This window comes from Terriglobia bacterium, assembly GCA_020073085.1.
GTDB lineage: Bacteria > Acidobacteriota > Terriglobia > JAIQFV01 > JAIQFV01 > JAIQFV01.
The window spans coordinates 1-19,738 of record JAIQFV010000009.1 but is presented as its reverse complement, the minus strand read 5'-3'; the positions used below and the strand labels follow the sequence as shown (position 1 = coordinate 19,738).

At 57.1% G+C, this 19,738-nt stretch carries 18 protein-coding genes; 3 read left to right on the top strand and 15 right to left on the bottom strand.

The features are described from left to right. Positions 1-17: 17 nt before the first annotated feature. Together LAO21_11010 and LAO21_11005 are read left to right on the top strand one after the other, a co-directional pair. Positions 18-686 carry a YfiR family protein gene (locus LAO21_11010; GenBank protein ID MBZ5553240.1) on the top strand — a complete coding sequence of 223 codons (669 nt, stop codon included), beginning with the start codon at positions 18-20 and terminating at the stop codon, positions 684-686. Next, positions 676-3,021 (top strand): response regulator, encoded by a 2,346-nt coding sequence (locus LAO21_11005; protein ID MBZ5553239.1) that lies wholly within the window; start codon positions 676-678, stop codon positions 3,019-3,021. Before LAO21_11010 ends, LAO21_11005 begins: the two co-directional genes overlap by 11 nt. 242 nt (positions 3,022-3,263) lie before the next feature. On the opposite strand, the gene LAO21_11000 is transcribed toward LAO21_11005, so the two are convergent. After that, positions 3,264-4,916 (bottom strand): hypothetical protein, encoded by a 1,653-nt coding sequence (locus LAO21_11000; protein MBZ5553238.1) that lies wholly within the window; start codon positions 4,914-4,916, stop codon positions 3,264-3,266. Positions 4,917-5,123: 207 nt separating this feature from the next. Here LAO21_11000 and LAO21_10995 point away from each other — a divergent pair, with 207 nt between their 5' ends. Continuing rightward, positions 5,124-5,348, top strand: a complete 225-nt coding sequence (locus LAO21_10995; GenBank protein ID MBZ5553237.1) for a hypothetical protein — start codon at positions 5,124-5,126, stop codon at positions 5,346-5,348. A gap of 180 nt (positions 5,349-5,528) precedes the next feature. On the opposite strand, the gene LAO21_10990 is transcribed toward LAO21_10995, so the two are convergent. The 14 genes from LAO21_10990 to LAO21_10925 all read right to left on the bottom strand — a co-directional run bounded on the left by LAO21_10990 (position 5,529) and on the right by LAO21_10925 (position 19,416). Continuing rightward, on the bottom strand, positions 5,529-6,209 hold the full coding sequence (locus tag LAO21_10990; protein MBZ5553236.1) for a DUF4386 domain-containing protein: 681 nt from the start codon (positions 6,207-6,209) through the stop codon (positions 5,529-5,531). Positions 6,210-6,399: 190 nt separating this feature from the next. Continuing rightward, the gene (locus tag LAO21_10985; protein MBZ5553235.1) at positions 6,400-7,107 is read right to left on the bottom strand and encodes a DUF4386 domain-containing protein; all 708 of its coding nucleotides are present in this window, start codon (positions 7,105-7,107) and stop codon (positions 6,400-6,402) included. A 73-nt stretch (positions 7,108-7,180) separates the two neighbouring features. Further along, on the bottom strand, positions 7,181-7,393 hold the full coding sequence (locus LAO21_10980) for a DUF4386 domain-containing protein (protein MBZ5553234.1): 213 nt from the start codon (positions 7,391-7,393) through the stop codon (positions 7,181-7,183). Positions 7,394-7,498: 105 nt separating this feature from the next. Continuing rightward, a complete protein-coding gene (locus tag LAO21_10975) occupies positions 7,499-8,257 on the bottom strand; it encodes a DUF4386 domain-containing protein (GenBank protein ID MBZ5553233.1) in 759 nt (252 codons plus the stop codon). A gap of 127 nt (positions 8,258-8,384) precedes the next feature. Then, positions 8,385-9,521, bottom strand: coding sequence for a hypothetical protein (locus LAO21_10970; GenBank protein ID MBZ5553232.1), 1,137 nt, complete (start codon positions 9,519-9,521; stop codon positions 8,385-8,387). Then, positions 9,497-10,255 carry a long-chain fatty aldehyde decarbonylase gene (locus LAO21_10965; GenBank protein MBZ5553231.1) on the bottom strand — a complete coding sequence of 253 codons (759 nt, stop codon included), beginning with the start codon at positions 10,253-10,255 and terminating at the stop codon, positions 9,497-9,499. The genes LAO21_10970 and LAO21_10965 overlap by 25 nt, the downstream gene beginning before the upstream one ends. Positions 10,256-10,344: 89 nt before the next feature. Continuing rightward, the gene (locus LAO21_10960) at positions 10,345-11,256 is read right to left on the bottom strand and encodes an ABC transporter permease (GenBank protein ID MBZ5553230.1); all 912 of its coding nucleotides are present in this window, start codon (positions 11,254-11,256) and stop codon (positions 10,345-10,347) included. Further along, a complete protein-coding gene (locus LAO21_10955; protein ID MBZ5553229.1) occupies positions 11,253-12,128 on the bottom strand; it encodes an ABC transporter ATP-binding protein in 876 nt (291 codons plus the stop codon). Before LAO21_10955 ends, LAO21_10960 begins: the two co-directional genes overlap by 4 nt. Further along, positions 12,125-12,523 (bottom strand): GntR family transcriptional regulator, encoded by a 399-nt coding sequence (locus LAO21_10950; protein MBZ5553228.1) that lies wholly within the window; start codon positions 12,521-12,523, stop codon positions 12,125-12,127. The genes LAO21_10955 and LAO21_10950 overlap by 4 nt, the downstream gene beginning before the upstream one ends. Positions 12,524-12,606: 83 nt before the next feature. Continuing rightward, positions 12,607-12,801: a hypothetical protein gene (locus tag LAO21_10945; protein MBZ5553227.1), complete on the bottom strand. Its 195-nt coding sequence runs from the start codon at positions 12,799-12,801 to the stop codon at positions 12,607-12,609. Between the two features lie 422 nt (positions 12,802-13,223). Next, entirely contained in the window at positions 13,224-14,594 is a 1,371-nt protein-coding gene (locus tag LAO21_10940; protein ID MBZ5553226.1) for an amidohydrolase family protein, read from the bottom strand. A gap of 158 nt (positions 14,595-14,752) precedes the next feature. Next, positions 14,753-16,255 (bottom strand): amidohydrolase family protein, encoded by a 1,503-nt coding sequence (locus LAO21_10935; GenBank protein ID MBZ5553225.1) that lies wholly within the window; start codon positions 16,253-16,255, stop codon positions 14,753-14,755. 108 nt (positions 16,256-16,363) lie between these two features. After that, on the bottom strand, positions 16,364-19,072 hold the full coding sequence (locus LAO21_10930; protein MBZ5553224.1) for an ABC transporter permease: 2,709 nt from the start codon (positions 19,070-19,072) through the stop codon (positions 16,364-16,366). After that, on the bottom strand, positions 19,069-19,416 hold the full coding sequence (locus LAO21_10925; GenBank protein ID MBZ5553223.1) for a PadR family transcriptional regulator: 348 nt from the start codon (positions 19,414-19,416) through the stop codon (positions 19,069-19,071). The genes LAO21_10930 and LAO21_10925 overlap by 4 nt, the downstream gene beginning before the upstream one ends. Positions 19,417-19,738: the final 322 nt, after the last annotated feature.

Below are 19,738 nucleotides of genomic sequence, written 5' to 3'. Positions count from 1 at the left end.
CAGGGATATCGAACGGGATGATGAGAATCGCAACGCGGAGCTGTGGGAAGGGTGAGAGATTGATGAGGTTGGCCGCTCGAAAGACGAATGCGGAAGGGGAAGGAAGGCTCCCGGGTTTCATCCACGGGTGTCTCCTGCTACTTCTGCCGGTCATCGTTATTACTCTGTGTCTTGGAAGCACAGCCCTCGGCGCTCCGCCCTCACAATCCCCCGGGGAATACCAAGTCAAGGCAGCCTTCCTGTACAACTTTGCAAAATTCATCGATTGGCCAACGAACGTGAGTCCCGACCCCAATTCCCCTTTCATCCTGGGAATTGTGGGGGATGATCCTTTTGGAAGCGATCTGGAGCAAACCATTAATGGGAAGGGGATCAATGGCCGCCGGCTGGTGATCAAAAGGTTCAAGCGGGGCCAGGCCCTGGAATTTTGCCATATCCTCTTCATCAGTTCCTCGGAGCAAGGCCGCCTGCCGCAAATTCTGGGATCCTTGAAAGGATCCAGTGTTCTGACGGTGGGTGAGGTGGAGCAGTTCACGCGGTCCGGAGGGATTATCAATTTCACTTTGAAGGACGACAAGGTTCGATTCGAAATCAACCTCGGGGCCGCCGAACGGGCGGGGCTCCGGATCAGTTCCAAACTCCTGAAACTAGGAGAGGTCATCGGGAACGGGACCCATGGAAACTAAGATGCATGCTTTCCAGGCCATTCCGATCAAGCGCAAACTCACGCTGATCATCCTCGTGATCAGTTTCATCGCCCTGCTGCTGGCCAGTGGAGTGGTCGCCGTCTACGATTTCATCGCGTTCCGGCGGGCCATGGTCAGCGATCTTTTGGCCCTGGCGCAAATTGTCGCTGACAATAGCACCGCCGCATTGACCTTCAATGACCAGCAGGCCGCGTCGGGGACTTTGGCATCTTTGAAAAGTAAGCCACATATCATCTCCGCCTGTTTGCTGACACCCGACGGAAAGGTGTTCGCCTCCTATGTCCGCGAGGATGCGAAAGGAAGCTTTTCGCCTCCCTCCTATGAAAAGGACGGTTTTCATTTTTCGAAACACGTGCTCGTCCTGTTCCATCAGGTCGTGTTGGATCGTGAGGCCATCGGCACGGTTTATCTCCAGAGTGACCTGCAAGAACTGAGCGCCCGCTTGAAACGCTACGGCAGTGTTGTTCTCCTGGTCCTGCTGGGATCCACTCTGCTGGTGTTGGTGCTGTCCAACCGCCTGCAACGCGTCATCTCAGATCCAATTCTGCAATTGGCGCAGACGGCAAGACTTGTGTCGATGGAGAAAAACTATTCCGTCCGCGCGGTCAAGTCCACACGCGATGAATTGGGGATGCTGATCGATGCGTTCAACGACATGTTGAGGCAGATTCAGCTCCGGGATGCGGCCCTGCAAAGTGCTCACAACGAGCTGGAAAAACGTGTCGAGGAGCGCACCAGGGAATTACATCAGGACATCATCCAGCGCAAACGAGCGGAGAATGAATTGTACCGCTCCCAACAGATGCTCCAGCTGATCCTCGACAATATTCCGCAGCGCGTGTTTTGGAAGGATAAGAATCTCAGTTACCTGGGAAGCAATAAGGCCTTCTTGAAGGACTCCGGCTTCGAAACGGTGGAATCCATCGTGGGTAAAAGCGACTTTGATATGGGCTGGAGCGTGAGCGCGGAGGCTCACCGGGTTGACGACCGCCAGGTCATGCTGAGCAACACAGCCAAGATTAATTTTGAAGAACCTCTCAAGCTGGCCGATGGCAGTTCCTTCTGGTTGAGAACCAGCAAGATCCCGTTGCGGGACCGGGATGGACAAGTCATCGGGGTTCTCGGGACGTGCGAAGATATCACCGAGCAGAAGAGGCTTGAGGACCAGTTGCGTCAGGCCCAAAAGATGGAGGCGGTGGGGCGGCTGGCTGGGGGGGTCGCTCATGACTTCAACAACCTCCTGACGGCCATTTCCGGTTATTCAGAGCTTCTCCTCATGAAGCTGGACAAATCGGATCCGCTGCGAAGAAATGCGGAGGAAATCCGCAAAGCGGGCGAAAGGGCGGCTTCCCTGACGCGCCAGCTGCTCGCCTTCAGCCGCCGACAAGTCGTTCAGCCTGAGGTGTTGGATTTGAACCATGTCATCGCGGATATGGAAAAGATGCTCCACCGCCTCATTGGCGAAGATATCGATTTGGTGTTTGTTGCGGGCAAAGATCTGGAACGAGTCAAGGCGGACCCGGGGCAGATGCATCAGGTGATTATGAATCTCTCGGTGAATTCACGGGACGCCATGCCGCATGGGGGGAAACTCATCCTGGAGACGCACAACGTTGAACTCGATGAGCACTTTGTCCAGAAATATGCGGCTGCCAAACCGGGACCTTATGTCATGCTGGCGGTCACTGATTCCGGATCCGGGATGACGGCAGAGGTCCAATCTCATTTATTCGAACCTTTCTACACCACGAAGGAAGTGGGAAAAGGCACGGGATTGGGGCTCTCCACGGTTTACGGCATCGTCGAACAGAATGAGGGTTTTATCACAGTCTACAGCGAAATGGGCCACGGCACGACCATCAAGGTGTACCTTCCTTGTGCCGCTGAAGAGGTCCAGGATCAGAAGGCGGCTCTTGGGCAGCGGGAGGTGCTTGGGGGATCAGAGACCGTCCTCCTCGTGGAAGATGAGGAAGGGGTTCGGGCGCTGGCGCGCGAGATTCTGACCATGGGGGGCTACAAGGTGCTCGAGGCCGCCGATGGAGAGGCGGCGATTCAGATGTTTGATGCCCGGAAAGACTCCATCGGGCTGGTAATCACCGATCTCGTCATGCCGAAGATGAGTGGTCATGAACTGGCCCAGCACATCTCTTCCCTGCGTCCGGAAGTGAAAATTCTCTTTGTGTCCGGCTATACCCCCGAGGCCATTGCACGCAAAGGAATCCTGGATCCGGAAACGATGTTTCTACAGAAACCCTTTACTCCCAAATCCCTGGCACGCAAGGTACGAGAAGTGCTCGATCGGCAATACGTCTGAGATCCTCATGAGCCATTGGCAAAGTGACGCGCTCAACCGCTTTGATCAAACGAGCCAGAGGACCGATCCACCGATCGTCGGGTTGATGCGGACAGCCGTCCCGGGGAGCACACATCGCCTTCATGGTGGCATGGCTCGGGCTCTGCTAAGTTGAGAACACGCAATTCAGACCATCCCCGTTGCTCGAGGTCGTTCCTCCACGCCATTAGCTCGGCTCATGTGGACAAGAGGGTCAATAACCGTTACATCACCAACACCTTCACATCAGGGTAGCCCATCAGCTTGAGGATAAAATAGTTGGCTGCCGCTTCACCGGGATCATCGGAGAAGCAAACAAGCTCCGCATATCTCGGAACCCCGGCCTTGGCCAGGATGTTCCAGATATCTTTCGCGGCTTTGGGCGTGCCGTCGGCATTCAGGAGATCAGTGAACGGGACATGAACAACTTTGCCGTCCTGAGCTTTTGCAGGCACATTCTTGCCCGAAGCAATAAATACCTTGGAATAGACTCCCCGGGTGATCCTCGGGTCTGCAACGATCACCTCCTTCTGGAAATTCCCGGGATAAGTTGTGGGAGGTATGGATAAGTCTTGTGGGCCCTTCTTGGGACCAACAACAGTTGCATCCTTTGTCAGGGAGTACCCAGGCTGTGCAACTTTATCCAGGGAGTCCATGAAGACAGATACTTTTTTCTGTCCCAGTTTTTCCAGCATGACGAACGCCAGGGCTGAGTCCTTGGTCAACCCTGCGCCTGAAAATACAACGGCTTCGTGAGACGCATCGATGCCGGCCGGACCCAGAATTTCAGCCAGCTTGCCGGGATTGGTGATATTGCTTTTGAACACCTCGGCAGGGATGTTCAGCGCGAAAGGCACGTGTCCCTGATTGAAGGCGTCTGCGGGCCGCACATCCACAATGCTGATGCGTGGGGCCACGTACATCCTGAGCATCCGGCCGCCCCAGAACTGCAACCAGCTTGTTTCCCGCATCAGGAACGGGGCATCGAATGTCCAGTAAGGGAGGTCTCTTTCATCGGACACCCATCCCATCTCGGACGCCGGGAAAAGTTTCACTCTGGGATAATTCGCTATGAACTTAGCGGCGAAAAACGGCACGCTGGCGGCGACCCCGCCCCCGCAATAGGTGTAGATCTGCTGTTCAGGCCTGATGCCCAAATAACTCAGCATTCTCTTTATTTCCTCTGCTGATTTGAAGGTCTTGTCGGGATTAAAAAAGTCGGTGGTTGGCGCCAGGATGCCATTCGGGATATGGCCGGCCTTGTTGAAAGGATGAATTTCTCCAAAATGCCATCCGGGCTCAAGTGCTTCCACTAAAGCATGGTTGGCGGTGTCCCCGGATCCAGTAAGGAATTCTGGGAGTTCGACTTCCACATCTTCGTTTAGCTTCTCGATTTTGAAAGTGCCGTTCTTCGGGGCCGGCGAAAGGTCCTTCGTTACCGGCAAACCTTCCTTTTGCCACTTGAACAATCCGCCGTCCAGGATGAAAAGGTTCTTTGCGGGGAAGCCGTGATAGTAGAGGTCGAAAAAGAGGCGGGTGGCCAGCATGGTGCCGCCCGGATCGTACATGACTATTTTTTTCCCGGAACTGACTCCCCAGGACTGGAAGAGCCTTTCCGTCTCCGGGATCGGCGCTCCCCCGACACCATAGCTGAATAGCTCGAATACGTTGGCGCTTACTGCGCCGGGAATGTGTTGTGCCGCGTAGCTCTGAGGTGACGCGTCGAGTATCAGAACATCGGGGTTCTTAAGATTTTTCTCCAGCCATTCAACCGTGACCAGATTGCCTTTGATTCCTTCTTCTGCCATCATGGGCTTCGCCAGGAGCAGGCAGCCTGCAACGGCAAAAAGGAAGCAGTACCTCAAAGACTTCACCATGTTATCCTCCATTCGCTTCATTGTTTCTTGTTATCTTCCAAAGTGAGAAGATCGAGTGTCAGATCTCTGCGTATGGCAATTGGTCAGGAAGAGTTGCTGCGTTGACTATGACGAGAAACCATTTCACGTTTGCAGAGACCCGATACGAATCATTCCTGACACGAACCCTTCCCAGTTGAATCACTAGCCGTTCGGTGGACGACATTCATGCCGCGATACAATAAGGTCGACTCAACAGACAGAATCGCGAGTGAAATTCTGAGCTATCTCAGTAGAAATCCGGATGCTGAGGATACCCTTGAAGGCATTTCGCAGTGGCTCGACGCCGGATCCGGAGGCACACTGGACGAAACCCTGAAAACACTCGTCGAAAAGGGGTTGCTGAAAGAGCGTCTCCGGCCTGACGGCAAGGTGGTCTACCGAAGAAAGTAGCAGTCAGGACGCTGAGCAAAGAGAGGACACCGGGCATCCCGGCCTTGAATCGCGGCGACCCTTTTCCATCTGGATTCATGGTTTTGGCTGCGCTCATATTCGTTTCGTTCCAATCCTTAATTACTCTCTTATTCAGAAGCTAAAAACCGGTCAGGATCGGTGCGGTATTTTATTTGAAGCTTAGCTCGGCACCCGACTTGGAAGGCGTTCTTCGAATCCCTTGACTATCAGCCACAACGCTAGAGCTATGTGGCTCAGGGCCATGGTCGCGCCCATCAGCGTCACGCTCCGATAACCCAGGAACAACGGTAACGTGATCCCTGTGAAGTGAAGCATGACTGTGATCAGTCCAAAAGCGGCCAACACGCGCGGCACTGGGGCGAAGCGGTACAGGATGCTGTAAAACACGAAGATCCAACAATCGATAACAAGCAGCTCTGAGTAATGTGCCCACCTCCTTGTCGAGCCGACCACCATCGCCAGCGTTTGGAAAAGCTCATCCGGGCCGCCGGCCTGGGCGTATTGCTGACTTAAAGACAGTATGGACAGCACGTGGGCATTATCGACCGCTTGCAACGAAAACATGATCACGCCTACGGCCACGAGCAAGAGCGCCATTTGAGCGCTATATTGGCGAAAGACCGGATATGCCACGATGGCCATGCCGATTGTAAGCGCGCAATTTGCGAACAAGAGAAACACAGCCACCTTGATCTGAAAAGAGCTCGCCGCCGCATTGGCAAGGAAATACCGAGATCCCATGGTCAGAGGATGTAACAACACGAAGGGCACAATGAGTCCCGCTAACTGCACGAACAACAGCATGCCGATAATCCGGCCGACGCTCTTTGCAGATCTCATAATTCACTCCTTCGAAAGGGATTAAAGGGAATATTTTGCTAGTCAGCCTTAAACAGGTATAAGGAAGCCGACAACTTTGGCAGCGGTATGTTGAGCCAGCTGCAACTGGTCGGTCATTACGGCTGTGCTCCTACTCACCTCTTTATCCAGAGCAATGGGTCACGAAGGGCCGATAAAGTAGCGCTATAGATCAGGAGGCTGCGGCGGCCAACGGCTGCGGCTTTGCGCCCATGATCAGGAGCCACAGCATCAGCGCCATCTCTCCGAAGAGAGCGGGGAAGGCGATACGATAGACCACATCATGGTATTGCGGCAACACTAAGCCCGTAAAGCCCATGGCCAGACAGGCGAAGCCGTTGATGATCAGCCACACACCCAGGAAACGGGGTAGGAAGCGCGACGTGTAAACCAGGATCGCCAGGGGGAAAAGCCAAAGGCCCCAGAATATTTCTAATGCCAGGACTCCGTAATCGTTAATTTTAAGAAAGAGCATAGCCAAATCTTGTCTCTGAGTAAGTTCGAATGTTTTCAATATTTCGCCTTTAAGAATCATAAGTGAAGTAATATTGAATGCCTCCATAATAAAAACGGTTGGAATTTGCACAATCACAAATGCAACCAGAAGTTTGACCTGACGCTCGTTTACCTGTTTGAACAATCGATACAGAACCAATACCAAAAACACCCAAATGATGTTGCTGATAAGATCATTAATGATGGACGTTCGAAATAAGAATTCATGAGCAAGGATGTTATTAGCGGTGGCAACTGCATCTCCCCGGACCATAATCTTTGATGGTACATAGAACATGCCATAGACGCCCGTTATTATCCAAATGAGGTACAGTAGGCCGGCAAATCTTGCAGTCTTTTTGAGGGGACTCAAGTTCATTTCCATACATTTTGCTCCTTAAGGTTTTCTATAATGGCGCACAATGCACTTAAGAACGCCAGCGGTATAACACCCAGGTTTAAGTTGCAATCGGTTGCGCGGCGACTCCCTTGATGAGCAGCCAAAGCCCGAGCGTCAGTTCGAACACAAGTATGGGTAACCCAATGTAAGTCGTCACCGGGCCTCCGATGAATCCCGCAAGCTGCAGGGGAAGGACGATGACGAGCAGGCTCGATGCGAGTACCCCCAGCCAGGCCAGCGGGACGGGGATGCTCCGGGCACGCAGGAACAGGTAGGAGTCATACGTCCTCCTCGATGGCGAATGCGGGCGAGAGGAAGTTCGCGAAAGGGTGGGTGGCTTTGCTCATACTCTTTGCCTCCTTAGCGAGCGACTCAATCAAAGGGTGCATGGGGTGCTACGATCGCCATCCCCCCGCCGACCGGCCTGCTCCTTCCATCGTTGAACGTTCACGCCGGCCACGAGGAGCCACAGGATCAGCGCTGCTGCCCCGATGAGGCCGAGGACGGCCACGCAGGGGAATAGACGGTATCCGAGTGGCAGATACAGGAAGGTCAGCCAACCCAAACCTCCCGATATTCCCATCACTCCCAGGATTCGAGGCAGGAAGGTGGACCTGACAATGAGGTAGCCCGTCAGGAGTGCATAGAATCCGAAAAATACCAAGGCGATCGCGGCGCCCCGGTCATTCACCTTGAGAAAGAGGAGCGCCAGCGCCTGCAGTTGTTCCTGGCTAAATACAGTCAAGTAATGCGCGCCTCCCAAGACGAACAAGGGGGCGATAAAAAAGACGCGGCTAAAAGTCTTGATGATGCAACCGGCGAGCCCCAAGAATGCGGCAAGCAAAGAGACGCTCCTGCCCGCCGGCTTAAGCAAGTCATAGAAGAGTGCTGTGATGGCAATTTGGCACGCCATTTCGATGAGGTAGACGGCGAAACCCAACTGAAACAAGCGCTCGTGCGCCAGTAGGTTGGCCGCCGTCGCCGCGGCATCGCCGTCAACAACAAGCCGGCCGCTCACGAACATCTGGGCGAATACCCCCGTCAGTATGGTGAGGAGATAAAAGGCACCGGTAATCCTGGCCTTGAGACGCGGCGACTCGTCTGCAAACCGTTCCATCATTCCGGATGCGCCCATGCTTGTTCCTCCCAGACTCTCGTGTAACTTCTCCTCGTAAATGCTTCCGGGACAGAATTAGAAGATAGCGTTGATTCTCTACCTGGCGGCATCGCCACACCGCTGCTGCGGCAAGGAATGCCGGAACTCATCCTCTCGACCCTTCCGTCCGGCAATGAAATCCGTCCTCCACGGGTCCATCGGCGTTATAAAGCGGTGCGAGATAGATACCATGCCGTCGAGCGATTGTCTCCATCTCCTCGACCCGCTCGGGGGTGATGGACCCTCTCCCTTGAGAGAAGGGTTCGAAGCGGCCCTCCAGAGCGAGAGCCATGCCTTCGAGTAGACATCCATGGACCACATCGGGGAACGGATGCCGGTTCAGAATTCCATGAAAATCCGGCGAGAACCGCATTCCACCGGTGATCTGTCCCAGACCTCCAAAGAAAACTTTGGCGCCAGGCCTCATCCCGCTTGGAGACAAGTTCTTCGGATAACCCGCATCGCAAACGATGGCGTGGGGCGCGATCCGGCCCAACAGAAGCGAAGGGGACGCCAGACTCGCCGCGCAGATCACGACGTCGGCCTCTGCGGAGAATCGCTGGAGATCCGTGGCGATCTCCACCTGAACTCCATCGGCTCGCAACTCCGCCGCGAACCGGCGTAGTCGCTCCAGGTTGCGTGCGCTGAGCAACACGCGATTCACGATCGGCGCCAGACATCGGGCACAGCCGGACCCCACATCTCCGGTTGCCCCAATAATGAGGAGCGTTGATCTGCGGAGGTCCCGGCCCTCCAGAGCGCACATCTTCTTGAGGCCCTGAACGATGAAACCAACGGTCAACGTATTGCCTGTCGTGAAGACGGTATCGTGTCGTTCCGGAAGCTGATCGAAGTTGCCCTCGATCAGAATGGAGCTGAATCCGCCCAGACTCACGATCCTCGCTCCTGCCTTGATCGCGCAGGCCGCCGCGCCTCGGACGCGGGCGATGTTCTCGTGGACGTAGGCGGCATCCAGACGGTCCGGAGGAATGAAAGAGTCGATGTAGAGGCCGCGTGCCCTCGCGCCGGCGATCGATCCGACGTCGACATGGCAGACGGCCCTGGGCGGAATCCACGGAAGGATGTCCTTGATCTCATCGTCCGGCAGAGGCGCACGCTGCGGTCCGCGCAGGACAGCGAGCACGTCCGCCGCCGCTCTCCAACTCTCCTGATGCCCGACCAGCGCGAAATCGACTTCCATCGTCCGCCCCCGCTTCGCTACACCGGCAACTGAGTCACCCATGCAAGGGTTACCTCCCCGGGTATCCCCAGCCGGTCCAGCGTCTTTAGATACTGTTCGAGCGATGCTCCGCGAAGCTCGGCTGCAGACAAACTGACTTCGAACAGGGATGGCTTCACACAGTTGGCATGGCACACTTCGCAATGTCCATCCTTACATTCCTTCGCCAGCATCTGCGCGAGGGTGGTCATCACCTCAAGGTGCAGCCGGTACACCTTCTCGTCGAAGCGCTGCGCGTCGCGGGCGCGCTCCGTTCTGAGAATCGCAAGAGCGTGATCGATGTGCTCATGTTCCTCGGCGGCGATGCGGGCAAAGGTTTTGCCAAGACTTCCCGGCGCCACCTTCCCGACGCGTGCATAGCTGGCGGCGGCGAATGATTCCAGCATGATCTCCTGGACGATCAGGCAGCCTATAAAGTCACGCTCTGCGATGCAGCGCAGGAATGCGTCGCGGAGCCGCTTCCAATGCTTGGCGTCGACGTTGTTGGCGACGTTTATTCCAATCTTGCGGCCCTCGGCAGCAAACGCAGCAGCATGCCCCCGTTCACCCTCCGCATGCTCCAATGCATCGGCTGCTTCTGTGAAATCGTCACCTATCTCCGATAAGGAGGTGTAGTTCATCGCGGCGAGTAATTCGCCGGTCATTGCCTGGGCCAGGATGTCCTGCCAAATCGGAATGGTAAGTGAGGAAGAAGCACATTCCATGGGTGAAGGGTCAAGACCAACAACGGGTTCCATAGGTCCTCCTAAACATCGAATTAGACATTACCGCTGTGTTCCTACTCCGTTCTCCATACGCGAGGCGTTCAATGAAGACCGGATGCGAATCAGATCGGCTCCCGATAGCGGCGCAGCCGGACCGCGGCAGCGAGAAATATCGCGGCGACTGCCAGCCCGATCCACAGACCGGGGCTGCTCAGGAATTTCTCCGGGCTGAAGTGCGTCATCGAGCCCATCGCGAGTCTACCTGGACCTGGCAACTGGAAGACTTCAGGACCCATGAGACGGTACTTCAGCAGGGCGGCGAAATGGGTCGTGTTAAAAGCAATCCTTTCGACCGCGCAGATGGCGAGCAGCGGTAAGCCAGCCCAGAGAAATGCCACGCGCCGTGCCCAGCCGGAGACCAGCAGCAGCCAGCCATAGATGGGCGCATACCAGAGCATATGCACGGTCACCAGGTGGTAGAGCAGCGCCATCAGGAACGACGACGCCTGTGTCCAAAGCGTCGCGACGCTCAGGCCGCTCCCCAGCAGGACGATGCTGCTCAACAGCAGCATGATCAGCTGCGTGGCCACGGTGATCACGAAGCTGAGCAAGGGCAGAACGACGAGCGGAATACTGGCCTTCGCGAGCACGGTGGTGAGATCGGAAACCGGCAGTGACTTCCAGAACAGGATGCTGCGATCGCGGCGCTCGCCGTGCAGCGCGTCGAGGGAGTAGAACACGCTGACGATAAAAGCGGTCACCATGATCAGACCGGTCGCGAAGGCGTAGGGCTCTTCGAGGACTTGCCGCCGCTGGGCCAGGCTGGGCGACGCCATGGCGCGACCGATTGTCGCGATCAGGAAGCCGAACAGGGCGACCCCGGCGACGGCCAGCGGCGCCATGTAGATCGAACGATACTCCCACAGTTCGCGCCGCACCGACCAGTACAAGGGGCGAGTCGCCCGCGTGGCCGCGGGCGGGATTTTCGACGGATCCAGGGGCGACTCCGGCACGGCGCTCGATTGAGTATTCATGTAGTGGCTCCTTGTGACTCGCCGGCCTGATTGCCCATCACGGCAACAAACACGTCCGCGATGCTGGGCGTGCGCACCTCGCCCAGGCCGGCGAGTTGCTGACGATCGACACGGTCGAACAGCAGGATGCTGCGGCCGAACAACTGGCGCTCGTGCATCGGCTTGAGCGCCCGGGCCGCGGCAGCCTGCTCGGGATGGACCATCACTTCCAGATAGCGCGCCTCGAATTCCTCCATGCTGCAACTGAGTACGATACGGCCGCGGTTGATGAACATGAGATCGGTGAGGACGTGCTGGACCTCTTCCACCTGATGCGTCGTCACGACGATGGTGCGGCGGCGGTCGTAGTAGTCGTTCAGCAGGGAGTCGTAGAAACTCTTGCGGTACAGGATGTCAAGCCCCAGCGTCGGTTCGTCCAGCACCAGCAGTCTCGCGTCAATGGCCATGACCAGGGCGAGATGCAGCTGCGTCACCATGCCCTTCGACAATTCCCGGACCTTGCTGGTGCGCCGGATGTTGGTCTTTGCCAGAAAGGCCTCCGCCTTGGCGCGATCGAACCGCGGATGCACGCCGTCGACGTAGTCGGGCAGCTGCGAAACCCGCGCCCAGCGCGGCAGCACGGCGACATCGGCAATGAACGAGACGTCGCGCATGAGCTGATCGCGCTCGACCCAGGGATCGCGCCCCAGCACCGTCAGCTCTCCCTGATAGGGGGTGAGGCCGAGAACCGCGTTGAGCGCGGTGGTCTTGCCCGCGCCGTTGGGGCCGATGAGTCCGAGGATGCGACCCTCTTCGACGCGCAAATCGATCCCGTCCAGCGCGATGGTTAGGCCAAAGCTTTTACGGAGGCCGCGTGCTTCTACAACTGTCATGGCTTCGTCTCCCCCTCTTTGGGTTTCGAATTCGAATTGCGGCTGGCGCCAGCCTCGAGCAGTTCCTCCGGTGTCAGGCCAAGCCGCTGAATGGTGGCGTAGACCCTGGGCCATAGTTCCGCAAGAAACTTCTGGCGTTCGCCCTGCAGCAGCAGATTGCGCGCGCCCGCATTAATGAACATTCCGCGACCTCGTTTGCTCTCGACCAGCTGTTCGTCGACCAGTTGTTGATAGCCCTTCAAGACCGTGAGCGGATTGATCCGGTATTCGGCCGCCACAATGCGCACCGACGGCAGCGGATCGCCCTCTTTGAGTACCCCGTCGAGTATCATGGCGACGACCCGGTCGCGAAGCTGACGGTAAATCGGTTGACTGTTGTTCCACTCAAGATCCATCATGTCTTCCAGATAGCCCTTACGAGAGAGGCGCAAGGAATCTTTTCGATCGATCCATTCGCCTAGTATAGTGATATAGTTAACTATAACACCATCTTAGATGCAAGTTTTTTTTTCACTTTTTTTTTGCCCGCCGTTCCAGCCACCCCCCATAGGGCAAAGGGCTCTCGTGAAACAATAGGCCAGGGACAATGGTGCCAGATCTCAAAAATCAACAGGTGTTGTAATGGCACTTCTTGGCCTGGGCCCTGAAGCTGCTTCACAAAATCGTTGGACATGTTGAATTCTGACGGGCTGTCGCTCAAATCAACTCGCCGGCTCAGTCCACCCAGACGGCTAACAACGTAAAATCGTGCGGTTATGTTGTAGGCCCCCCGCAGGTGCGGGACCACCCGGCGCTCTCCAGTTTGAGCAACAGCCCGCTGAGACCTGGCACGATCCTAATTCTTCCCGCCCGCCGGGCGCTGTGCGTCGATCCGATGGTCGCCTTGAGGTACGAGTAAATCGATTGTGAATTTCGGAATGCGGAAGACAGATTTCGGATTGAGGAGATTGGTAATGGAACAAGGGGGGTCAGGCTGCGACAATCGACAAATCCGGGCAAGATCCAAAAGAGGGGATTGCTTTCGGTCGCATGCTCTCTCGATGTCGAATGTGCAGGCTGACCCCTTTTCTTACAAAGATACGACCCCAATAAATACTAATGCGGCGCAAGATCATTCCTGATTAATTGGCCATCTTTCATCACGAAGCGAACGCGCTCGAGCTCGGTAATGTCGGCGATCGGATCTCCAGCCACGGCAATGAGATCAGCAAATCGCCCGGGCTCAACAGCGCCAACCCGGTCCTGCCAGCCCAACATTTCTGCGGCGTTTGATGTGACCGCACGAATGATGTCGAGCGGCACCATTCCGGCGTCATGCAAGGCCGAAAACATCGTTGCCGTGGCTTGGCCGCGCGTTTTCCCTGGATAGAACCAGCACATGTCTGATCCGGCCGCAAACTTCACTCCCGACTTCAATATTCGCTGAATGAGATCGGCCACTCTTGGCCGCCTTCGGTCATTACTGGCGGCCATCCTCGATTTCAACTCGGGGGACATGGCTATGTTCGCCTCAAAAATGTTTGTAAGAAAAGCGCTCCAAAAGGTGGGCGTTATGTCGAAGAAGATTCCCTTGTCGCGCATCATGTTAAGTTGCTCGTCGGTCACAGCATCGCCATGCTCGATGGAGTCTGCGCCTCCATCGATCGCCGTTTGGATGGCAATTTGGGTCTGAGCGTGGACGGCAACCCTCTTGTGCGCCCGATGAGCCTCCTCGACGATGGCCGTCATTACCGGCACGGTGATGCCAACGCCGTCATCGTCGGCCACAGCCTTGATAAGATCGACATTGTAGAAGAGATCCTCATCGACAGCCCGCCGTGCCTCCTCGGGGCTTGCTACCTCCAGAAATTCCTGTCGCAGGATTGACTCGGCGACAGCGGGATTGAGAGCCTGGAAGTAACCACCCATCGGCGTGAGTTTACGACCGGCGGCCAGAATTCTCGGGCCGGGAACACGGCCTGTATTGATCGCGTCGCGTAGCGCAGCATCGCCATCAATGCCGGAATGCCCGACGTTGCGCACAGTCGTGAAACCACTCTCCAGGTCCTCTCGCGCCATTTGTGCGCCCAACAACACCCGTTCAGCGGGCGACTTTGCGGCGACTGCGAGCAATAGCCCCGGTTGAAAAAAGGTGTAGCGAGTCATCTCAGCTTCCGCCGGCACCACTACGTTGAGAAGCAGGTGGGTATGACTGTCAATCAGCCCGGGCAGCAGGGTCGCGCTGCCCAAGTCAATGATCTTGACGCCCGCCGGCGCATGATCTTGCACTCGTGAAGGCGGACCGACTTCCTTGATCTTGCCGTTTTCAATCAGCACGGCTGCGGGTGAAAGCACATTCCCGGTCCGGGGATCGAGCAGCCGGCCAGCTTTTACTAGAGTCACGACGGAGGGCGACTGGGCGGGGGCCTGCCCTGTTGAAAACAGCGTGAAAAAGAATACCGCCAACAGCGTGAACCGTTTGCGCATCGGACTCAATCCTCCTCTGAAAAACAACCCGGTGAAGCAGGACGGAACAAAAGCTAAAAGGCATCCTCGGCGTTGCCATGCGCCTGAATTTCGGAGGCGGACGAGACACGCCGGAAACACCTGGCCTAGGAGGCAGGTCCCAACCCAGGAGGCAACCCTTAATATTCCCCATAACGGCCCTTCACCGAATCGAGCAGCTTCTGGGTGTCGTATCCGACGCCGTCCTTGAAGACGATTTCGACGTTTTCGATATCCGTGATACGAGAGGCTGGATCACCTTTCATCACCACGAGGTCCGCGTTTTTCCCAGCCGCAATCGAGCCGATCTGATCCTGGCGACCGAGAAAGATCGCACCGTTCAAAGTCGCGATTCGAATCGCTTGGACCGGTTGAAACCCGGCGTCTACCAGCAACTCGATCTCACGCTGATCGCCAAAGCCTGGGAGGTTACCGCCGATGCCAACCGGATCCGGTCCCGCCAGCAGTAGCCCGCCCGCGGCGACGAAGGCGCGCTCCAGATCCGTGTCTCTGCGGAGCAGGTCGGCTGCGTTACTCTGAGGCGATCTGGGACGATTACGACTGTAGAGATACGCTTCGCGCATCGAGGGCGCCATGGCCTCCAACACCGCCGCCCGCACGGGCGAACGACCGTCCATCGACGCATTGATCGGCACGGATGACGCGGTACCCGGCAGTGTTGACGTGATCGCGACCTGATGACGGATGAGCGTTGCGATCAGCCGATCCGCCTCGGGGCTGCCGGGGGTCATGTGCTCGAGCGTGTAGTCACCCCCGCTCGCACTGCACGCGTCGGGTTTCTTGTCGGGATCCAGGTCGGTATTCGCGAAGAATCCGTGCTCGAGATTGTCTATGCCGATCTCCGCTGCTTCCGCATAGGTGACCGAGCACAAATGGCCCGTAACCTTCAGGCCGCGCTGGTGTGCCTCTTTGACCGCGGCGCTCAATTCCTCCCGGGTGATATGCGCGTAGGCCTTGAACGAGGTCACGCCACGATCCGCCCAGTAGGCCACTGTCTGACGTGCATCCTCTGGCCCGCTGAGCTGGTGCATTTGGAGATTTGGATTGTTGCTGGATCCTTCCAGATAGGGACCGGTGACGTCCAGATGCGGGCCAGGGAGGCTGCCCGTTTCAATGGCCTGCTTGAGTCTTAAATCCGTATAAGGATCGACACTGCCTACAGTGCGCGCGGTCGTCACGCCGTTCGCCAGATACAGCCGAGGCGCCGAGAAGCTCATCTGTACAAAAAGGGCCGGGCTGTCGAAGCTCCCGTCGGCTCCGAGATTTGGCCGCGCCAGATAGAACAGATGATCGTGCATGCCGACGATGCCCGGCATGACCGAGTAACCTCGCAGGTTGAGTATCGTGGTGCCGTCGCTCGGGGCCTGGTCCGCGCCCGCGGATATGGCGGTTATCTTTCCGCCCGCGATGTAGATGTTCTGATCCGGGCTCGGCGCGGCCCCCGTGCCATCGATGATTTGGACGTGTTCAAGGATTACTTTGGGGGTGCTGACACTCAGGTACTTGCGCACCTGCGGCCCGAGAGCATCGACGCGCTGGGCATAGGCAAGCCCGGAGTACCACGAGGCCGCCAGGGTAAAGATGAGCACTGCCAACAGCAAGAAGATTCTTATCTGTTTCATTCGAGTGACTCTCCTCAATTTGTTTGAACCCGAAACAATGTGGATTTCCAAACATCCGGGGCGTAACCGAAATCACGCCCTGATCAGTGGGCCCTAAACACGGCGAGGTCATCCCTCGCGAAGGGCAAGCATCGGGTCTACTTTCGTTGCTCGCCGGGCTGGAAGGTAGCTGGCCAGCGCGGCGACGCCAAGGAAAAGCAGAGGCACGATCAGAAAGACGGCCGGATCGTGGGGACGAACCCCATAGAGCAAACTCGCCATCATCGAGGCAGTCGATGCGGAAAGGATCACGCCGGCAATGACTCCGACGCCGGCGAGGACAATCCCCTTTTTGAGAATCAGTTTGAGAATGTCGGCTCGCCCGGCTCCCAAAGCCATTCGCAGACCGATCTCGCGAGACCGTTGGCCAACCATATAAGCCAGCAAGCCGTAGATTCCAATGGAAGCCAGAAGAAGCGCCAGAACGGCAAATCCGCCCACAAGCCGGGCAGAGAAACGGCGCGAAGCCAGCGACCTGTCGAGCAGTTCGTTCATGGAAGTGACGTTGTATACAGGTAAGCCCGGATCAATACTCTGGACCTGGCGGCGAACCTGCGGATCGAGAACGCTTGCCGGCAGAGAGGTCCGCAACACGACGCTGAAATCCCGGAAGACGACGCCCTGCACCGCATCGAATTCCTGATAGATGGAGACATAGATGTGAGGGACACCATCGACGTCGAGCCCGTCATGCTTGATGTCCTTCACAATCCCCACTATCGTCCGCCATGACGAAGTGGGATCCTGGCCGACGCGCAGCCGGCGGCCCAGCGGATCGCGATCCGGCCAGTAGCGGCGCGCGGTGGATTCATCAACGATCGCGACCGGCCGTTTGCCGTCTTGATCGTCTTCGGTAAAATACCGCCCCCGCACGAGCGGGGCCTGCATCACCTCAAAGTAACCGGGGCTGATGATGATGGGCTCGGCACGCAATATCTCTCCGGGTTTGAATGGACGATCTTCGATACCCAGCGCGAAGTTGAACGGACTCCCGGCGGCAGGCAGATCCGAGACGAATCCGGCCAGCTCCACACCCGGGATTGCATTCATGCGGCACTGCAGCTCCCGGTAGAAAGTACTTTGCTGGGCGATCGTGAGATACGGGTCCGTCTTCGGATCGGTGGGATACGGCAGATTGACGCTGGCGGCGACAACTTGGGTGGGATTAAAGCCTGGATCTTCTTTGAGCAAGTCCCGAAGCGTTCTCAGCAACAGGCCGGCTCCGACCATCAGAACAACCGCAATGGCCAGTTCCGACACGATCAAAGCATCCCGCAAGCGACCGGTTTTGAGGCTGTAGCCGGAGCCCCGAGCCCCCTCTCGAATTGCCATGGAGAGATCCGTTCTCGTGGAGTGCATGGCGGGAGCAAGTCCGAACAACAGGCCGGTAAGAAGCGAGATCAGCAGAGCAAACGCCAGCACTGCCCAGTCGACTGTTACTTCACTGAACCGGGGAATACTCGGCGGAATAAGGCGCAGCATGAATTTCAAGGCGGCAACTGCCAAGGCGATGCCGGCGGCTCCGCCGACAAAAGACAGAAGAAGGGATTCAGTCAGCATCTGACGCACGATGCGGCCTCGGCTCGCCCCCAGCGCAGACCGCATCGCCATCTCCTGTTGCCGGCCCGACGCGCGCGCCAAAAGGAGATTGGCAATGTTCAGCGAGACAATGAGAACGATCAGAATGACCGCCCCCTGCAATACCAGCAGCACGGCCCGAATATTCCCCACCAATGCTTCCTGCAGGGGCTGAATCTCGACCGTCCATTTGCCCTCGGGCGGATAGTCCGTCGCATATTCGTGGCGCAACTCGCGGGCCATGGCAGTGAGCCGGTCCTGAGCTTGCGCCAGCGTCACGCCCTGTTTCAGCCTTCCGTATGCCTGAGGTAAAAGCCGGGTCCTGCGTGTTGGCGTGGGATCGGGAGCAGCGCTGAATCCTGAGGTTTGCCAAACCTCCACGTCCTGGGCGCGCGGTAACCCGGGATGCCGAAATCCCGGCGGAAGAACGCCGACAATGGTGTACGGATCGTTGTCCAGGTGGATGGCATGGCCGAGAACATTGGGATCGGCGGCAAAGTTGCGGCGCCAAAGGCTATCGCTGATGACCACGACCGGCGCGTAACCGGCCGTGAAGTCCTGACGACTAAACAACCTTCCCATTTGGGGGGTTGCGCCAAGCAGTGAAAAGTAGGTGGAACTGACGGCGAGCACCTCGAGACGCTTTGGCTGCGCGCCGCCGGTCAAATCGATGCTGCCGCGGCACGCGGCACTCACGTAATCGAATACACCCGCCCGATCTCTGAGATCGTCCATTTCGGGGACGGAGAACCGTACCCCGTGCAACCCCGTCCCTGGATTGTTAAAGAAGATCTTTACCAAACGGTCCGGCTCGGGGTAAGGCAGAGAGCGCAGCAGCACCGCATTCACGATGCTGAAGATCGCCGTCGTCGCTCCGATGCCCAGGGCGATCGTCAAAATCGCGACGGCAGCGAAACCCCGCGACTTTGCAAATACCCGCATCGCGTACCACAAATCCTGCAGCAAATTTTCAATCAACGGCAGCCCTAGCTCAGCGTGATATTCTTCCCGAATCGCCTCCACCGCGCCAAACTTCAGCACGGCCTGGCGGCGCGCCTCCGCCGGGAGCATGCCGGCGCGAAGATTCTCCACGGTTTGCAGGGCAAGATGCCCCTCTATCTCTTCCCGTAACCGTTGATCATTTTGCCGTCTCGTCGCGAAGTTTGCGAGACGCACCAGAAGCCGCCTCAGGAATCTCACGACAAATCCTCCGCCTTCACCTCGAAGAACCGCGCGATGATGGCTGCCGTTTGCTCCCAGTCGCGGGTTTCAGCCCGCAACTGCTTCAGTCCTGCCCGCGTCAGCCGGTAAAAACGCGCCCGGCGGTTATTCTCCGAGACGCCCCATTCGGAGGTAATTGAGCCTTCATGCTCCAGCTTCAGCAGCACGGGATAGAGGGTACCCTGGTTCACGGCCAGCAGATCTCCGCTGATCTGTTCGATGCGCCGGGCGATCCCATAGCCGTGCAGCGGACCGAGCACATCGAGGGTCTTGAGGACCATCAGCGCCAGAGTTCCCTGCGGAACATCCGGTTTTTCACTCATAGAGTCGACCTTTTGGTTTCCAACAGGGAGTATGCCACAATTCCTTTGGGAAAGCAACAGGTCAAGGGGCCGAGTGCCCTGAATGTGTGATACTCATATGGTTCTCCCTCTAGGTCTTTGACCGCGTGAAAGAGTTCTTTTTGTATTTGAACTTGATCCGTGCTTTTTTCCGGGTGAACTGCTAGTTGATTTTCACTTGATCGTGGTTGACCCTTCGGTTCCAAGCCCGCGACTCCCGCCGTAGCAACGGTAAGCTCGAGATGCGGCGATGGCCCAAGCATTGCCGGGAGAACAAGCTGATTTCGATTTCGGCCTGGTTCAA